The sequence below is a fragment of the Bradyrhizobium sp. WSM471 genome (genome assembly GCF_000244915.1).
In the GTDB taxonomy this organism is placed as follows: domain Bacteria; phylum Pseudomonadota; class Alphaproteobacteria; order Rhizobiales; family Xanthobacteraceae; genus Bradyrhizobium.
Genome location: NZ_CM001442.1, coordinates 3579430 through 3595231, shown reverse-complemented (window position 1 = coordinate 3595231; position 15802 = coordinate 3579430). Strand labels below are relative to the sequence as shown.

The window sequence follows — 15802 nt, the reverse complement described above, 5'->3', positions numbered from 1 at the left end:
GCATCTCCTGACAGGATACCCATGTGCCGCTGGATCGCATACCGTGGCGAGACCACGTCTTTCGAGCCCTACGTCACCGAGCCCGAGCATTCGCTGATCGCGCAAAGCATCCGCTCGCTCCAGTCGACCGCTGGCTCGAATGGCGACGGGTTTGGTCTCGGCTGGTACGGCGAGCATCCGGAGCCTGGTCTTTATCGTGAAACACGCCCGGCCTGGTCGGACGAGAATCTCCGCTACCTCTGCCGCCATCTGCGCTCGCATCTGTTCTTCGCCCATGTGCGCGCCGCCACCGGCACGGCGGTGACACGGCAGAACTGTCATCCCTTTGCATGCGGTCAGTGGATGTTCATGCACAACGGCTTCGTCGGCAGCTGGAATCGTCTGCGCCGCAAGGTCGAGGCGCTGATCCCCGATGCCTACTATCCTTCGCGGACAGGCACGACCGATTCGGAAGCCGTGTTTCTCGCCATGATGGGCGCGGGACTCGATACCGATCCCCTGGGCGCGACACATCGCGTGCTGCGAGCCCTCGTCGGCCTCGTCAACGAAGGCGAGCTTCGTGAGCGACTACGCTTCACGAGCGCCATCGCCAACGGCCGGGATCTCTATGCCTTCCGGGTTGCGATCAACGATGCCGCCAACACGCTGTATTTCCGCGAGGCTGGCGGCCAGGTCATCGTCGTGTCCGAGCCGTTCGATAAGGAAAAGGACTGGACCGAAGTGCCAGCGAATCACGCGCTGGTCGCACGTGCGTCCGAAAGCGCGAAGATTGTTCCGTTCGACCTTGCAATTTCCAGTATGGCCGGCGCGGAACCGGCCCCTGCCAGAAGGATTATCGCCCGCAGATAATACTTGGCCGGGTGGCACGATGACATTTACTTCAGAAGTTTTAAAACTGCTGCGGCTCGATTCCTCGGAAGACAAGCAGCACCTCGTCATTCGCTCGGCCGGCGGACGCGGCAAGGCCGCGGAATATTCGTTCGGTATCGAGGAGGAATACTTCCTCGCCGATCGCCGCAGCCTGGAGGTCGCGATCCAGACCCCCAATGAGCTTTTCGAATCTGCGAACTGGTCGACAGGCGGCCAGGCGATGCGGGAGATGTTGCAATCGCAGCTCGAGGTCGCCACCAACGTTCATGTCGACGTCGCCGACGCACGCGAAGAGCTTCGCTTCCTGCGTCGCGAAGTCGCAAACGTCGCGGCACAATACGGCTTCGTGATCATGGCCTGCGGCACGCATCCGACGGCGGTCTGGCGCATGTCGCAGCCGAGCCCGAAGCCGCGCTACGAAGAGATGATCGAGGATCTGCGCAGCATCGGCCACCGCAACCTGATGTGCGGTATGCATGTGCACGTCCAATTGCCCGATCCCGAGAAGCGCATGGCGGTGATGCGAGCGATGCTGCCGCATCTGCCGCTGTTTATCGCCCTGTCGGCCTCCTCCCCGTTCTGGAATTCACACAAGACCGGACTGAAGGGCTATCGGCTCGCCGCCTATTCCGAGCTGCCGCGCACGGGCCTGCCCGAATTGTTCGAGAGCCGGCAGGACTACGACGAATATGTCGGCGCGTTGCAGCGCTCGGGCGTGATCCCCGATGAAAGCCACATCTGGTGGGCCATGCGCCCCTCCATGAAGCACCCGACCCTCGAGCTGCGTGCGCCCGATACCTGCACCTTCGTCGACGACGCCGTTGCCATCGCCTCGCTCTATCGCTGCCTGACCCGCTATCTCTACCTGCGGCCTCATCTGTCGAAAGAGGTCACCGCGGTCGAACGCGCAATCGCGGTGGAGAACAAATGGCGCGCCCAGCGCTACGGCACCGATTGCATCTTTGCCTCCAAGGACGGGCCGGTCGAGATCTCCGAGCTGCTCTCCCGCGTAATCGAGGACATCGCCGAAGACGCCGCCGCGCTGAACTGCGCCACCGAGGTCGAACACTGCCGCACCATCGTCGAACGTGGCAGCTCGGCCGAATTCCAGCTTCGCGCCTTCCGCGACAATGCGGAGGACATCGCCGCCGTGTCGCGCTGGATCGCGGACGCGACGACCGCGGGCACGAGTGCCCCGGCCGCAGGAGTCGCGGCGCCCTCATAGCGCCCGCGCAAGCTTGGGGAGCAACAGTGTCGCTCCTGAATTCGGAAGGTCGCGGAGAGAACCATGAATCGCGTCAAATGTTGCGCCGGCTGTGGCCATGGCCTCATTCCGATGCTCTCGGCCAAAGGGCGCGCGGAGCTCAGCTGCCTGTGGTGCGAACTCATCGAGGCACGTGCTGTGGACATGGCGAAGTGGGCTGACAGCCCGTACGGCAAGCCCGAGCGGACCGTCCGTCGATCTTTCGACTGAACGGCTTCAGACACCCCGGCCGCCGACTTCTCCTGATCGGCGCCGCTGCACGTCCGCGCCAGACTGCCGACAAATTAGACAAGACACGTCTCGTCGCCGGGTTTGCAGACCGGGCGAACATGGCCATGCAGGCTGACGAAGCTTGTCATCTAACCTCAGGTGCAACCTCGATTTTTCTTCGTGTGGCTGCGAGTCGCAAAGCCTCCCTGCCGCACGGCGCCTCGACTGGCCCAAAATTCGCAAGGCAGCATCAGGCCTGATCCCCCGCTCTCCCGATTGGAGCAGCAAGATGCGTGCGCCGAGACAGGGTGAGCGGGCCAGATCGGAGAATGCCATGAACGTGCATGCCGCCGGCGATCTCAAAATCACCGGCCTCACCCGCCCGGACGGCGCGCCCCTTCGCCTCAACGCTCAGGATTTCGTGGCAATCGACCGCGATCGGAATGCGAAGTTCGAGGCGACGTACCGGCCGCAAGCGCTCTACAATCGCGCCAACGAGGGCTTTCACGCCAACAATGAAACTTTCCTGCTGCACGAGGTCGCGACCAATCTGCCGATCTATCTGCCCGACACCGGTCCGACGGATTTCCATCTTCATCTGCCACCGGGCGGCTTTCAGCTCGTGCTGGTCACCTCGGGCGCGTTCACCTTCGACTATGACGGGCGCTTCTATAATGTCGGTCCCGGCGCGGTGATGCTGCAAAGCGCGATCGTGCACCGACAGCTGTTCTACACTTGGTCGGGACTGTCGACCGAAGCGAATTTGAAGACGCCGCAAACGGTGGCGCCGGATCCAATTTCCATGGGTTACTCCGGCAAATTCCTCGAAGCCTTCATCACCGATCCGACGACCTTTCCAAACCCGACCATTGTCGGCCCGGATCAGATCAACGAAGACGAGACGCCAAGGGTGGCATGGAGCCACTCTCTGCATGATCGCCCTGCGGACGCAGGCTTTTGGCTCCAGGACCCGCTGGCGCTGGATGCGCTGTTCAAGCCGCTCCCCGACAGCCCGGTCAAATCATCCATGCCGGTCTATGTGCGCGACATCGGCATAGAAGTGCCGAGCGGTCATCTCGTCGTCGGCCACATCATCGCAACCGACCCGCACGGCCAATCGCTGTTGCCCAAGAGCACCTCGGCAGCAGCGGATACCACCTGTTTCGCCAAGGGGGAGGTCGTGATCTACCGCGTCATCCGCGGCACGGCCGAATTCAGGAACAAGACTGGCGAGACCTTTGAGCTCACGGCGGGTGATGTGGTGACGGCAGGCAAGAACGCCACGGCCCTCGTCGGTGTCGGTGAGAACACGCAGGTCCTTCGGCTCGGCCTTCTCAGGGGCATGAACGACCTCCGCAGCTGGACGCCGACGCAACGCGACGAGATCGATGGTCTCGCCGGTCAGATCATCACGCAGAAGGACATCCGTCCGCTGCGGACCGAGGGCAAGCCGGTCGGGTACCTCTACGGCTGAGCGGAGTTACTCCGCCGCCTGACGCACGTGGCGCGCGGTCGGGGTGCGCATGGTTACGAGCTCTTCGGCCGCGGTCGGATGCAGCGCGATCGTCGCATCGAAATCGGCTTTGGTTGCCTTCATCTTCACCGCAATCGCGACCGCCTGCGTGATCTCGGCCGCGGCATCGCCGACGATGTGACAGCCGAGCACGCGATCGGAGGCGCCGTCGACGACGAGCTTCATCAACACGCGGGTATCGCGGCCCGACATCGTCGCCTTGATGGGCCGGAACGTGGTCTTGTAAATGTCGACATGGCTGAATTGCGCGCGCGCCTCCGTCTCGGTGAGGCCGACGGTGCCGACCTCCGGCTGCGAGAACACGGCGGTCGGGATGTTGGCGTGATCCACCTGCACCTCGCGCTTGCCGAACACCGTGTCGGCGAACGCATGGCCTTCGCGGATCGCGACCGGCGTCAGGTTGAAGCGATGGGTGACGTCGCCGATCGCATAGATGCTGTCGACCGAGCTCTTGGAGAAATGGTCGACGGCGATGCCGCCGTTCCGCGGGTTGATGGCGACGCCGGCCTTCTCCAGGCCGAGATTGGCCACCGCGGGATGGCGGCCGATCGCGAACATCACCTGGTCGGAGGCAAGGCTCGATCCGTTTGACAGATGTGTGGTGAATTCCTCGCCGTGCCGATCGACCTTCGCCACCGTGCAGCCGGTGAGGATGGTGATGCCCTGCTTCTCCATCTCGGCGCGGACGTGGGCGCGAACATCCTCATCGAACCCTCGAAGAATGTTGTCGCCGCGATAGATCACTGTGACGTCGGAGCCGAAGCCGGCGAAGATGCCGGCGAACTCCAGCGCGATGTAGCCGCCGCCCTGGATCACGATCCGCTTCGGCAGCTTGGTCAGGTGAAACGCCTCGTTCGAGGAAATCACGTGCTCGATGCCGGGAATTGGAGCGCCGTGATTGGGCGCGCCGCCGGTGGCGATCAAAATGTATTTTGCGGTGATCTTCCTGTCGTTCTCGAGCAGGCGGACCGTGTGTTTGTCCTCGATCACCGCGCGGCTCTTGACGATCTGCGCGCCGGACTTCTCGACATTGGCGGTGTAAGCCGCCTCCAGACGCGCGATCTCCTTGTCCTTGTTGGCGATCAGCGTCGGCCAATCGAAGGTCGCAGGCGGAACGGTCCAGCCAAAGCCGGCGGCGTCCTCGATCTCATGGCGGAAATGCGAGCCGATGACGAACAGCTTCTTCGGCACGCAGCCGCGGATCACGCAGGTCCCGCCCATGCGGTACTCTTCCGCGATCATCACGCGGGCGCCGTAGCCGGCCGCGATTCGGGCGGCACGCACGCCGCCCGAACCGCCACCGATGACAAAGAGGTCGACGTCGAATTCAGCCATTGTCCACTCCGACCTCTTTCAGAACATGATCCGGATTCCGATCAGATAGGAACTGTCAGATCTCCTTGCCACGCTTGCGCATCTCGGCGCGGAAGTTGCCCATCACGGTCTCGGAGAAGCTCTGGGCCCAGGAGTTCATGAAGGCCATGCTCTGCCCGATGGCGCGCGGCTCGGCTTCGATCAGCTTCTTGCCCAGCGGCGACTTGTAGAAGGTGACGAGATCCTTCAGCTCCTGCTCGGTGAACTCGCTGGCATAGATCTGCGCCATGCCATCGCCTATTTCGCTCTCGCGGCCCTTGAGCTGCTGGGCGACGAGGTGGGCGACCTCGGTGAGGTCCTTCTGATAGTTGAGGTTCTGCTGGATCAGCGCGTTCTTGGTCTTGTCGACCAGGGCGGGCACGGCGGTGGCGTACATCGCACTGGCGTTCTTGATCGCCAGGATCTCCTTGGCCGCCGCGAGGGCCGCCGGCGACGATTTCGGCGCCGCTGCCTGCTGGGCCCCGGCCGGGACGACCGAAAGGGCCAATCCCACAGCGAGGGTCGCGGCCGGCAAGAATCTCAAAACGCTCTTCATTCTTAGTCTCCTTTCGGCTTTCGCCGTTCAATCACGCGGATTCCATCGCCACCCGCCAAAACAGCCGAGCTGGCCAAGCCGATGAACAAACCATGCTCGACGACGCCGGGGATCGCGCTCAACGCCGTGGCGAGGCGGGCGGGATCCTCAATCTTTTCGAGCTGGGCATCGACGATCCAGTGGCCGCCATCGGTGACGAAAACGTGGCCGTCCTTGCCGTTGCGGACCGCCATCTGCCCGGAAACGCCGCATTCCGCGAACGCCTTCTCGACAGCGCGACGCGTTGCGCCGAGCCCGAACGGGATGACTTCGACCGGCAGCGGAAAGCGGCCGAGTGTCGGCACCCATTTGGTGTCGTCGGCAATCACGATCATGCGATCCGAAGCGGCCGCCACGATTTTCTCGCGCAACAGCGCGCCGCCGCCCCCCTTGATCAGATTGAGTTCGGGGTCGATCTCGTCGGCGCCGTCGACGGTGATGTCGAGATGGTCGATCTCGTCCAGCGTGGTCAGCGGCACGCCGCAGCGGATTGCATCGAGGCGCGTCGCCTCGGAGGTCGGCACGCCGATCACGTTCAGTCCGGCGCGGACCCGCTCGCCGAGCAGCTCGACGAAATGTTTTGCGGTCGAGCCGGTGCCGAGCCCGAGCTGCATGCCGTCGCGGACCTCCTCGAGGGCGCGCGCCGCAGCCTGCCGCTTCAACTGGTCCATGTTCACGTTTGCGCCGTCCCTGAATTACGAGTGTTAGGCTTGCGGCGGCCTGTGTAGCCTCGTTTTCCCTCGGAGAACAGGGTCTGGGGGAACAGGCTTCCGGGCCCAGCTTATAAGGTGATCTTATGGCTTCGGCCCTTGCGCGGGCGGGGCCGGGCCGGTAGCGCTGGGCCATGACCCCCTCCCACACCATCGTCTTCGATCTCGACGGCACGCTTGTGGATACGGCGCCCGACCTGATCACCGCGCTCAATTACGTGCTCGACCGCGAAGGGCTGCCGCCGGTGCCGATGGCCTCGGCCCGCAACATGATCGGCGCCGGCGCCCGCAAGCTGATCGAACGGGGGCTGGAGGCCGAGGGCCGCAGCGTCACGGTTGCCGACATGGACCGGATGACGGCCGATTTCATCGCCTATTACGCCGACCATATCGCCGTCGAATCCCGGCCCTTCGAGGGGCTGGACGCCGCGCTCGACCATTTTGCGGCTCAGGGCCATCGCCTCGCGGTCTGCACCAACAAGCTGGAATGGCTGTCGAAGCGCCTGCTGGACCAGCTCGACCTGAGCCGGCGCTTCGCCGCGATCTGCGGCGCCGACACTTTTGGCGTCCAGAAGCCCGATCCGACCATTTTCCGCGAAACGGTGGCGCGGGCCGGCGGCGAGGTCAAAGCCAGCATCATGGTCGGCGACGCCGGACCCGATGTCGGCGTGGCCCGGCGCGCCGGAGTTCCCGTGATCGGGGTGAGCTTTGGCTATACGGACGTGCCGATCGCCGAGCTGAAGCCGGACCGGCTGATCCATCATATGCGCGACCTGCCGGCCGCCGCCAGCAGCCTGATGACTGCGCAGGAAACCCTCAAGTAGCTGAGTTAGCTTGGTTATTCCACGGAATCCAGCGTTAACCATCTACTAACTATGCGCGGCCGGCCGGTTGCTTGCTTGGAATGACGCTCCTAAGTTCGCCCGGGGATGTGGCGGTTCGCCGCACTAGGGTGGATGTCATGCGTCGTGTCATCGCGATTGCGTTAGCTGGGGCAAGCCTCCTTGGGGCAACGAGCCTTGCCGGCTGCTCCTCGATGTCTTCGGTTTCCTGGGACATGTTCAAATCGGCCCCGCCGACCGTCCAGGTCCGGCTCGAATCCAATCCCCCGGGTGCTGACGCCACGACCTCATTGGGTGCAGGCTGCAAGACCCCCTGCTCCGTGTCGGTTCCCGCCCCCGAAGCCCCCTTCACGGTGGCTTTCGCGCTGCCAAAACACCAGCTGGTGAGCGTGCCGGTGAACGTCGTCAGGAATCCCGGCGACTTCACGACGCCCGCCTCGGTCACCACCGACCCCAACCCGGTTTTCGCGGAGCTCCAGCCGGCCATTCCACCGAAACCGGTCCGCAAGCCGCACCGGCCGAAGAAGCCGAAGCCGGCGGCGCCCGCCACTGCCCCGGCGGCTGCTGCCGCACCGGCCGCGGGCTCGCCGTTCCCCGATCCGAACACGGGCAAGCGCTGACCTCCGCTAAAGCCCCAATTGTCTCTGACGCGTCCGATGCTTAGATTGCTTCTGAAGCACAGCTGAAGCAAAGCTGCTCCCGTCGCCGCAAGTGACAAGGCATTTGGTATGAACGGACTTTCCGCGAGCCCCCGCGCCGCGCTGTCGAGCGCGATGACCGATCCGTTCGGACGGACCATCTCGTATTTGCGCGTGTCTGTCACCGACCGCTGCGACCTGCGCTGCTTCTACTGCATGTCGGAAGACATGACGTTCCTGCCCAAGGCGGACCTGCTGACGCTGGAGGAACTCGATCGGCTCTGCTCGGCCTTCATTGCCAAGGGCGTGAAGAAGCTGCGGCTCACCGGCGGCGAGCCGCTGGTCCGCCGCAACGTGATGACGCTGGTGCGCTCGCTGTCGCGGCATCTCAAGAGCGGCGCGCTGAGCGAGCTGACGCTGACCACCAACGGCACCCAGCTTGCGAAACACGCAACCGAGCTTGCCGATTGCGGCGTCCGCCGCATCAACGTCTCCCTCGATACGCTCGACCCGCAGAAGTTTCGCGAGATCACCCGGTGGGGCGAGATCGACAAGGTGCTGGAGGGCATCGAGGCGGCACGCGCTGCAGGCCTCGCGGTCAAGATCAACGCCGTGGCGCTCAAGAACCTCAACGAGGACGAACTTCCCGACCTGATGCGCTGGGCCCACGGCAAGAGCATGGGGCTGACGCTGATCGAGGTCATGCCGATGGGCGAGATCGGATCGGGACGAATCGATCAATATTTGCCGCTGTCGCTGGTGCGCGCGCGCCTCGCCCAGCAGTTCACGCTGACGGATCTGGCCGAGAGCACCGGCGGGCCGGCGCGCTATGTCAGCGTCGCCGAGACCGGCGGCAAGCTCGGCTTCATCACCCCGATGACTCATAATTTCTGCGAATCCTGCAACCGCGTGCGCGTCACCTGCACGGGAACGCTGCACACCTGCCTCGGCCACGAGGATGCCTCCGATTTGCGCAAACCTCTGCGTGCATCGGACGACGATTCGCTGCTTGCGGATGCGATTGACCGCGCCATTGGGCTGAAGCCCAAGGGCCACGATTTCATCATCGACCGCCGCCACGACCGCCCCAGCGTCAGCAGGCACATGAGCGTCACCGGCGGCTAGCATCGGCTGCCCGGCCGCGGCTTATTCCCCTTAACTATCAACAAACTTCCGATTGACTGGCGGCAAACTCGCTGGTTTGGTGCGGCTGCCTCATGCCTGCGCGGCGAGACAAGCCAACGCGCCACTCGGCGCAGTCAAGACGGCCGGGGCAAATCGGGGAGGACCAATCTTGCAAGCGCTCCTGAAGCTGAGCAATGGAATTGACGCGTTCACACGTTGGACGGGCAAGCGTCTGGCTTGGCTGATCCTGGTCGCCGTCGTCATCTCGGCGGTGAATGCGATCATTCGAAAGACGTTGGACACGTCCTCCAACTCGTGGCTCGAGCTGCAATGGGTGCTTTTCAGCATCGTGTTCCTGCTGTGCGCGTCCTGGACGCTGCTCGACAACGAGCACATCCGGATCGACATCTTCAACAGCATGATGCCGAAGCGGGCTCGCAACATCATCGACATCATCGGGCACATCTTCTTCCTGATCCCGCTGACCGTTGTCATGATCGTGACCGGGGTACCGTTCTTCCTGCGCTCGCTTCAGATCAACGAGCAATCCGGTAATGCGGGCGGCCTGCCGCAATGGCCGGCCAAGTCGCTCATCATGATCGGCTTCGCGTTCCTGCTTGTTCAAGGCGTCTCCGAACTGATCAAACGGATCGCCGTCATGCGTGGCATGATTCCGGATCCCCACGAGTCGCAGATTTCGGCGCTGGAGGCCGAAGTCGAGCATCTCGTCGAAGCGATCGAACAGAAGTGATCGCCAAGCGGCATCGTAGGGGGATTCAATGACCGCGTTTATCGTCGCCAATATGGCGCCAATCATGTTCGCGACGCTGGTGATCGTGCTGCTGCTCGGCTACCCGGCTGCATTTTCGCTCGGCGCCGTCGGCCTGTTCTTCGCGATTATCGGCGTCGAGCTCGGGCAATTCCATCCGGACTTTCTCCAGGCCCTGCCCGAGCGCGTCTATGGCGTGATGAACAACGACACGCTGCTCGCCATTCCCTTCTTCACCTTCATGGGACTGGTGCTCGAACGCTCCGGCATGGCCGAGGATCTGCTCGACACCATCGGCCAGTTGTTCGGCACCATTCGCGGCGGTCTCGCCTACGCGGTGGTGTTCGTCGGCGCCCTGCTTGCGGCGACGACTGGCGTCGTGGCGGCGTCGGTGATCTCGATGGGCCTGATCTCGCTGCCGATCATGCTGCGCTACGGCTACGACCGCCGCGTGGCGACCGGAATCATCGCGGCCTCCGGCACGCTGGCGCAGATCATTCCGCCGTCGCTCGTCCTGATCGTGATGGCCGACCAGCTCGGCAAGTCGGTCGGCGACATGTACGAGGGCGCGTTCATTCCGGGCCTGGTGCTCGCCGGCCTCTATGCGAGTTACGCGTTCCTCGTGACCATGATTTTCCCGAAGGCCGCCCCGGGCCTGCCGAAGGAAGCCATCGGTTTCCGCGAGGAGAGCGGCGACCGCGGCCTCAGATCGCTCGGCGTGCTGTTCCTGGCGAGCTGCGTGTTCGGCTGGTTCATGATGCGGAATTCGGAGACACACGGCGCCGACTTCGTCGTGCTCAGCATGTTCTTCGGCATCCTCTTCGCGTTCTTCGTCGCCATCGCGAACTGGGTCCTCGACAAGCTGACGGGCTTCCGTTTCCTCTCGAAGATGGCGCAACAGACCACCTTCGTCATGGTGCCGCCGCTGTTCCTGATCTTCCTGGTGCTGGGCACGATCTTCATCGGTGTCGCGACGCCCACCGAAGGCGGCGCCATGGGTGCAGCCGGCGCCCTCATTCTCGGAGCCGCGAAGCGGCGCCTGACCTGGGACCTCGTTCGTCAGGCCACCGAATCGACGGCAAAGCTGTCCGCCTTCGTCGTCTTCATCCTGGTCGGCGCGCGCGTGTTCTCGCTCACCTTCTACGGCGTCAGCGGCCACGTCTGGGTCGAGCACCTGCTGACCTCCCTGCCCGGCGGCCAGGTCGGCTTCCTGATCTTCGTCAACGCCTTCGTCTTCGTGCTGGCGTTCTTCCTCGACTTCTTCGAACTCGCTTTCATCGTGATCCCATTGCTCGGGCCCGCGGCGGAGCATCTCGGCATCGACCTGATCTGGTTCGGCGTCATCCTCGGCGTCAACATGCAGACGTCGTTCATGCACCCGCCATTCGGATTTGCGCTGTTCTATTTGCGCTCGGTCGCGCCGAAGGAGCGCTATACCGATCGTGTCACCGGCAAGCGCATGGAGCCGGTCACGACGGGACAGATCTATTGGGGCGCGGTGCCGTTCGTCGTGATCCAGATGATCATGGTGCTGCTCGTGATCATGTTCCCGTCGATGGTGATGCACTACAAGGGCGTGCAGTCCACCGTCGATCCCAACAGCATCAAGATCGAGATTCCCCAGATCGATCTGCCGCCGCTCGACTTCGGCCAGCCGAAGCAATAGCCCGGCCCGCCTGAAAAAAAGAACCCGGAGCTTTCGCTCCGGGTTTTTTCGTTTGGGCGGATCGTGCGCTCTGCGATCAGCTCTGCGAGTTGCGCGCCATGAAGTTGTCATAGCCGACTTCGGCGACCTGGAACCACTGATATCCGTTGTTCGAGAACGCGGTCAGCGATTCGTAGACCTTCTTGAAGTCCGCGTTGCTGGCCGAGACTTCGGTGTGCAGCTCCTTTGCCGCCTTGAAGCAGGCTTGCATGACCTCTGGCGAGAACGGATGCAGCTTGGCTCCGGCGGCGAGCAGACGCCGCAACGCTGGCGGATTAGACTGGTCATACTTCGCCATCATCCAGTTGTTGGCGTAGTGCCCCGCCTGCTCGAGGATGCTCTGATAGTGCTTCGGCAGCGCATTCCACTTGTCCTGGTTGACGAAGGCGAGAAGCATGGGCCCGCCTTCCCACCAGCCCGGGAAGTAATAATGCGGCGCGACCTTGACGAAGCCGAGCTTCTCGTCGTCATACGGTCCGACCCATTCGGCGGCGTCGATGGTGCCCTTCTCCAGCGCCGGATAGATGTCGCCACCCGCGATCTGCTGCGGCACCGCGCCGAGCTTGGCCATCACCTTTCCGGCGAAGCCGCCGATGCGGAACTTCAACCCGTTGAAGTCCTGGGGCGTCTTGACCTCCTTGCGGAACCAGCCACCCATCTGACAGCCGGTGTTGCCGGCAAGCAGCGAGACGACGTTGTACTTCTTGTAGAACTCGTTGAGGATGTCCCTGCCACCGCCGAGCGTGTACCAGGCTTGGTTGATGCGCATGTTCGGTCCGAACGGCACGGCCGAGCCGAAGGTGAAGGTCGGGTCCTTGCCGAAATAATAGTAGGACGCAGTGTGGCCGATTTCGCAGGTGCCGTTCTGCACGGCATCGAGCACTTGAAGCCCCGGCACGATCTCGCCGCCGGCAAATGTCTGAATCTGGAATTTGTTGTCGGTCGCTTCCGCGACCATCTTGGCCATCATCTCGGCGCCGCCATAGAGCGTATCGAGTGATTTCGGCCAGCTCGTCGGCATGCGCCATTTGATCTCGGGCGTCGTCTGCGCGATCGCTGGAGCGGCTAGCGTGGCGACACCCGCCGCACCAAGCCCGGTGACCTTGATAAAGTCTCGTCTTTTCATGATTTCCTACCCTGATGGATTGTGACGGTGAGCCTTCTTGCCGAGGCTTGGACGCCAGCATGGAACATGTGTCGTCCGATTTCCATCCCTCACGATGTGAAGGACGAAAATGCTCAGCTCCCGCGCCCTCCGGTTCTACGACTTTAGGCTTAGAGGGCCAGCCGCCCTGGCGCTCCATATGATCTCCGCCTGGGCGGTCCTGACCAGTGCGCCGGGCGCGTGACAAGCGCCGGAAACACGGGCATACCGCGCCATTCCCCCAACCTAGGCCGCCACGCATGTCTCGATCGCACCCTGCTCCATCGCTCGTTGGTCCGTTGATCGCGTCGCTCTGGCTGGCGTGTGCGGCATTGCCGGCGCATGCGGATTCCCGTGCGAATGTCATGGCCGACGTCCATGCGCTGGCGCAAAAGGAGCAGCAGCCGCTGCTCGATACGCTGCGCGATCTCGTCAGCATCGAATCCGGCAGCAAGGATGTCGAAGGCCTGAACCAGATCGCCGAGCGCGTTGCCGGCCAGCTCAAGCAGCTCGGCGGCACGGTGGAGATCCTGCAACCCACCGACGTCTATCGACTCGACGACACACCCGAGAAGATCGGTCCCGCCGTACACGCCGTATTCAAGGGCACAGGCAGCAAGAAGATCATGCTGATCGCCCACATGGACACGGTGTACCTGAAGGGCATGCTGAAGGATCAACCGTTCCGCATCGACGGCGACAAGGCCTACGGCCTCGGCATTGCCGACGACAAGCAGGGCGTCGCGCTCATTCTCCATACCGTGGCGCTGTTGCAGAAGCTGAGCTTCCGGGATTACGGCACGCTCACGGTGCTCACCAATGGCGACGAGGAGATCTCCTCACCGGGCTGGCGCAGCACCATCACCAGGTTCGCCGCGGATCAGGACGTGGTGTTCTCGTTTGAAGGCGGCGGCACCGACGGCACGCTGCGGCTGGCCACCAGCGGCATCGGCTCGGCCTATCTCACGGTGCAGGGCAAGTCGTCGCATGCAGGCTCGCGGCCCGAGGGCGGCGTCAATGCCCTGTACGAACTCTCCCATCAGCTGCTGCAAATGAAGGACCTGTCCAAACCAGAGCAGGGGCTGAAACTGAACTGGACGGTCTCCAAGGCCGGCACCAACCGCAACGTCATCCCCGCGGAGGCCACGGCCCAGGCCGACGCCCGTGCGCTCAAGGTCGCCGATTTCGACGAGCTGGAGAAGGCGCTGCAGGAGAAGATCAAGAATCACCTGCTGCCCGACTCCAAGGTCGCGCTCAAATTCGAGGTGCGTCGTCCGCCGCTGGAGGCCAACGACGCCTCACGCCGCGTGGCGGCCTACGGCAAGACCATCTATCAGGAGCTCGGATTACCCCTGAAGGTCGACGAGAAGGCGACCGGCGGCGGCACCGACGCCGCGTTTGCCGCGCTCAAGACCAGCGGAGCCGTGGTCGAAGGCATGGGCCTGTCGGGTTTCGGCGCGCATTCCAATGATGCCGAATATGTCAAACTCGACAGCATCGTGCCGCGTCTCTATTTAACCACGCGCATGATCATGGACCTGTCCACCGGCAAGCTGAAATAAGCGCTCTCTTCCTTCTTCCCTCATGTCCGCCGAAGCCTTGGCGAAGGCGGATGTGGGAGACGGTGGCGCGTCAGTGCCGCACCACGTTCAATTCAACGTCGCCCGACTTCTCCGCCAGCCTGAAACGCAGCGTGAACTGCGCGCCGCCTCCCGGAAGGTTCTCCACCGCAACCGTCGCGGCGTGATCATCCGCGACGGCGCGCACGATCGAGAGCCCGAGGCCGGCGCCGTCGCTGCGCTGACGGTCGGCGCGCCAGAAGCGGTGGAAGATCAATTCGCGCTCGGCTTCCGCAATTCCCGGTCCGCAATCGCGCACGCGCACCGCACCGTCCTCGCTCACATCGACATCGACCGACGTGTCCTTTGCCGTGAACTTGATGGCGTTTTCGGCGAGGTTGAAGATCGCGCGCTGGAGCATCACGGCATTGCCGTGGATCAGCACCGGCGCCTCGGTGCCCCTCAGCGCGATATCCTTGTGCTGCGCGATCGCGAGCGGCGCGATCGAACCGACCACCTCGGCGCAGACCGCGCGCAAATCTGCAGTCTCGCCGGGATCGAGCACCAACGTGTCGAGTTCGGCGATCTCCAGCAGCTGCGCGACGATGCGGCTCATGCCCTCGATGTCGGCATGCAGCGCCTGCCTTGCAGCGCCGTCGCCGAGCGTCTCGATCCGCGTGCGCAGGATCGCGAGCGGCGTGCGCAATTGGTGCGCGGCGTCGGCGGTGAACTGCCGCTGCACCCGAAAGCCGTCCTCGAGGCGGTCGAGCGCCTGGTTGACGGCGGTGACGAGCGGCATGATCTCGCGCGGAATCTGCTCCGTCGGCAGGCGGATGTCGGTGCGCGCCGGGCCGATATTGCTCGCCTCCTCGGAGGCCTTCCAGAGCGGCGCGACAGCGCGGCGAAAAATGATGATGTCGATGCCGAGCAGGACCAGCAGGATCGGAATGGTGATCCACCCGACCCGCCGGAAGAAGTTCGACACGATGTCGTCGATGATGACGTCGCGGTGCGCCAGATCCTCCGCGACGCGAATGCGCATCACCTTGCCGTCGATGGTGCGGGTGACGCCGGCACCTGAAATCGTCTCGGAGAGCGGCGGCGGCGCGGCCGGGGCAGTACCGGTCTTGCGCCGCGACGAAAACAGCAGATTCCCCTCGGCATCGCGAATGTCGTATTGGTAGCGACCATAGGCTTCCGAATAAAGGCCCTTGAGACTGTCCGGCAGGTTGAACGTCAACAACCCGTCGTGCTGGGCGACGATGCGCTCGGCCAACACCTCGGCCTGCGCGCGCATGGCATCGCGATGCAGCTGGTCGATTTCGGAATTGAGCAGCCAGAACAGCACCAGCGGCAGGAAGATTGCGACCACCGCGACCGCCACGATGTGCAGGAACACGATGCGCCAGATCAGCGATTTGAACGTCGGCGACCTCGCACGGATCCCGGCGCGGAATCCGGCGTGAGGTCCGATCCGCGCCACG

At 63.6% G+C, this 15802-nt stretch carries 15 protein-coding genes; 10 read left to right on the top strand and 5 right to left on the bottom strand.

Translation table 11 applies throughout. The features are described from left to right. Positions 1-21 precede the first annotated feature (21 nt). The 4 genes from BRA471DRAFT_RS15675 to BRA471DRAFT_RS15660 all read left to right on the top strand — a co-directional run bounded on the left by BRA471DRAFT_RS15675 (position 22) and on the right by BRA471DRAFT_RS15660 (position 3818). Positions 22-849 (top strand): class II glutamine amidotransferase, encoded by an 828-nt coding sequence (locus BRA471DRAFT_RS15675; protein ID WP_007608781.1) that lies wholly within the window; start codon positions 22-24, stop codon positions 847-849. A gap of 19 nt (positions 850-868) precedes the next feature. Next, on the top strand, positions 869-2095 hold the full coding sequence (locus tag BRA471DRAFT_RS15670) for a carboxylate-amine ligase (protein ID WP_007608780.1): 1227 nt from the start codon (positions 869-871) through the stop codon (positions 2093-2095). Between the two features lie 63 nt (positions 2096-2158). After that, positions 2159-2344, top strand: coding sequence for a hypothetical protein (locus BRA471DRAFT_RS15665; protein ID WP_007608779.1), 186 nt, complete (start codon positions 2159-2161; stop codon positions 2342-2344). Positions 2345-2678: 334 nt separating this feature from the next. Beyond that, on the top strand, positions 2679-3818 hold the full coding sequence (locus BRA471DRAFT_RS15660; protein ID WP_007608777.1) for a hypothetical protein: 1140 nt from the start codon (positions 2679-2681) through the stop codon (positions 3816-3818). 6 nt (positions 3819-3824) lie between these two features. Here the strand turns inward: BRA471DRAFT_RS15660 and gor are convergent, their stop codons facing one another. From gor to rpiA, 3 genes are read right to left on the bottom strand one after another with little or no spacing between them, the layout of a single operon-like run. Then, the gene (gor, locus tag BRA471DRAFT_RS15655; protein ID WP_007608775.1) at positions 3825-5213 is read right to left on the bottom strand and encodes a glutathione-disulfide reductase; all 1389 of its coding nucleotides are present in this window, start codon (positions 5211-5213) and stop codon (positions 3825-3827) included. A gap of 55 nt (positions 5214-5268) precedes the next feature. Beyond that, positions 5269-5787, bottom strand: a complete 519-nt coding sequence (locus BRA471DRAFT_RS15650) for a DUF2059 domain-containing protein (RefSeq protein ID WP_007608774.1) — start codon at positions 5785-5787, stop codon at positions 5269-5271. Positions 5788-5789: 2 nt separating this feature from the next. Beyond that, the gene (gene rpiA / locus BRA471DRAFT_RS15645) at positions 5790-6503 is read right to left on the bottom strand and encodes a ribose-5-phosphate isomerase RpiA (protein ID WP_035973990.1); all 714 of its coding nucleotides are present in this window, start codon (positions 6501-6503) and stop codon (positions 5790-5792) included. Positions 6504-6670: 167 nt separating this feature from the next. Between rpiA and BRA471DRAFT_RS15640 the strand changes: the two genes are divergently transcribed. The 5 genes from BRA471DRAFT_RS15640 to BRA471DRAFT_RS15620 all read left to right on the top strand — a co-directional run bounded on the left by BRA471DRAFT_RS15640 (position 6671) and on the right by BRA471DRAFT_RS15620 (position 11576). After that, positions 6671-7360, top strand: a complete 690-nt coding sequence (locus BRA471DRAFT_RS15640) for an HAD-IA family hydrolase (RefSeq protein WP_007608772.1) — start codon at positions 6671-6673, stop codon at positions 7358-7360. Between the two features lie 137 nt (positions 7361-7497). Next, positions 7498-7998: a hypothetical protein gene (locus BRA471DRAFT_RS15635; RefSeq protein WP_007608771.1), complete on the top strand. Its 501-nt coding sequence runs from the start codon at positions 7498-7500 to the stop codon at positions 7996-7998. A gap of 108 nt (positions 7999-8106) precedes the next feature. Continuing rightward, entirely contained in the window at positions 8107-9141 is a 1035-nt protein-coding gene (gene moaA / locus BRA471DRAFT_RS15630; protein ID WP_007608770.1) for a GTP 3',8-cyclase MoaA, read from the top strand. Positions 9142-9310: 169 nt separating this feature from the next. Then, the gene (locus BRA471DRAFT_RS15625; protein ID WP_007608769.1) at positions 9311-9892 is read left to right on the top strand and encodes a TRAP transporter small permease subunit; all 582 of its coding nucleotides are present in this window, start codon (positions 9311-9313) and stop codon (positions 9890-9892) included. Positions 9893-9920: 28 nt separating this feature from the next. Then, entirely contained in the window at positions 9921-11576 is a 1656-nt protein-coding gene (locus BRA471DRAFT_RS15620; protein ID WP_007608768.1) for a TRAP transporter large permease subunit, read from the top strand. A 76-nt stretch (positions 11577-11652) separates the two neighbouring features. Here the strand turns inward: BRA471DRAFT_RS15620 and BRA471DRAFT_RS15615 are convergent, their stop codons facing one another. Next, a complete protein-coding gene (locus BRA471DRAFT_RS15615) occupies positions 11653-12741 on the bottom strand; it encodes a TRAP transporter substrate-binding protein (protein ID WP_007608767.1) in 1089 nt (362 codons plus the stop codon). A 278-nt stretch (positions 12742-13019) separates the two neighbouring features. Between BRA471DRAFT_RS15615 and BRA471DRAFT_RS15610 the strand changes: the two genes are divergently transcribed. After that, positions 13020-14321, top strand: coding sequence for a M20/M25/M40 family metallo-hydrolase (locus BRA471DRAFT_RS15610; RefSeq protein ID WP_007608765.1), 1302 nt, complete (start codon positions 13020-13022; stop codon positions 14319-14321). A gap of 70 nt (positions 14322-14391) precedes the next feature. Here the strand turns inward: BRA471DRAFT_RS15610 and BRA471DRAFT_RS15605 are convergent, their stop codons facing one another. Further along, positions 14392-15801 carry a HAMP domain-containing sensor histidine kinase gene (locus tag BRA471DRAFT_RS15605; RefSeq protein ID WP_007608761.1) on the bottom strand — a complete coding sequence of 470 codons (1410 nt, stop codon included), beginning with the start codon at positions 15799-15801 and terminating at the stop codon, positions 14392-14394. Between the last annotated feature and the right edge of the window lies 1 nt (position 15802).

Coding starts and splice junctions, on each gene's coding strand:
- BRA471DRAFT_RS15675 (WP_007608781.1), top strand. CDS start 22: ATGTGCCGCTGGATCGCATACCGTGGCGAGACCACGTCTTTCGAGCCC.
- BRA471DRAFT_RS15670 (WP_007608780.1), top strand. CDS start 869: ATGACATTTACTTCAGAAGTTTTAAAACTGCTGCGGCTCGATTCCTCG.
- BRA471DRAFT_RS15665 (WP_007608779.1), top strand. CDS start 2,159: ATGAATCGCGTCAAATGTTGCGCCGGCTGTGGCCATGGCCTCATTCCG.
- BRA471DRAFT_RS15660 (WP_007608777.1), top strand. CDS start 2,679: ATGAACGTGCATGCCGCCGGCGATCTCAAAATCACCGGCCTCACCCGC.
- gor (WP_007608775.1), bottom strand. CDS start 5,213: ATGGCTGAATTCGACGTCGACCTCTTTGTCATCGGTGGCGGTTCGGGC.
- BRA471DRAFT_RS15650 (WP_007608774.1), bottom strand. CDS start 5,787: ATGAAGAGCGTTTTGAGATTCTTGCCGGCCGCGACCCTCGCTGTGGGA.
- BRA471DRAFT_RS15640 (WP_007608772.1), top strand. CDS start 6,671: ATGACCCCCTCCCACACCATCGTCTTCGATCTCGACGGCACGCTTGTG.
- BRA471DRAFT_RS15635 (WP_007608771.1), top strand. CDS start 7,498: ATGCGTCGTGTCATCGCGATTGCGTTAGCTGGGGCAAGCCTCCTTGGG.
- moaA (WP_007608770.1), top strand. CDS start 8,107: ATGAACGGACTTTCCGCGAGCCCCCGCGCCGCGCTGTCGAGCGCGATG.
- BRA471DRAFT_RS15620 (WP_007608768.1), top strand. CDS start 9,921: ATGACCGCGTTTATCGTCGCCAATATGGCGCCAATCATGTTCGCGACG.
- BRA471DRAFT_RS15615 (WP_007608767.1), bottom strand. CDS start 12,741: ATGAAAAGACGAGACTTTATCAAGGTCACCGGGCTTGGTGCGGCGGGT.
- BRA471DRAFT_RS15610 (WP_007608765.1), top strand. CDS start 13,020: ATGTCTCGATCGCACCCTGCTCCATCGCTCGTTGGTCCGTTGATCGCG.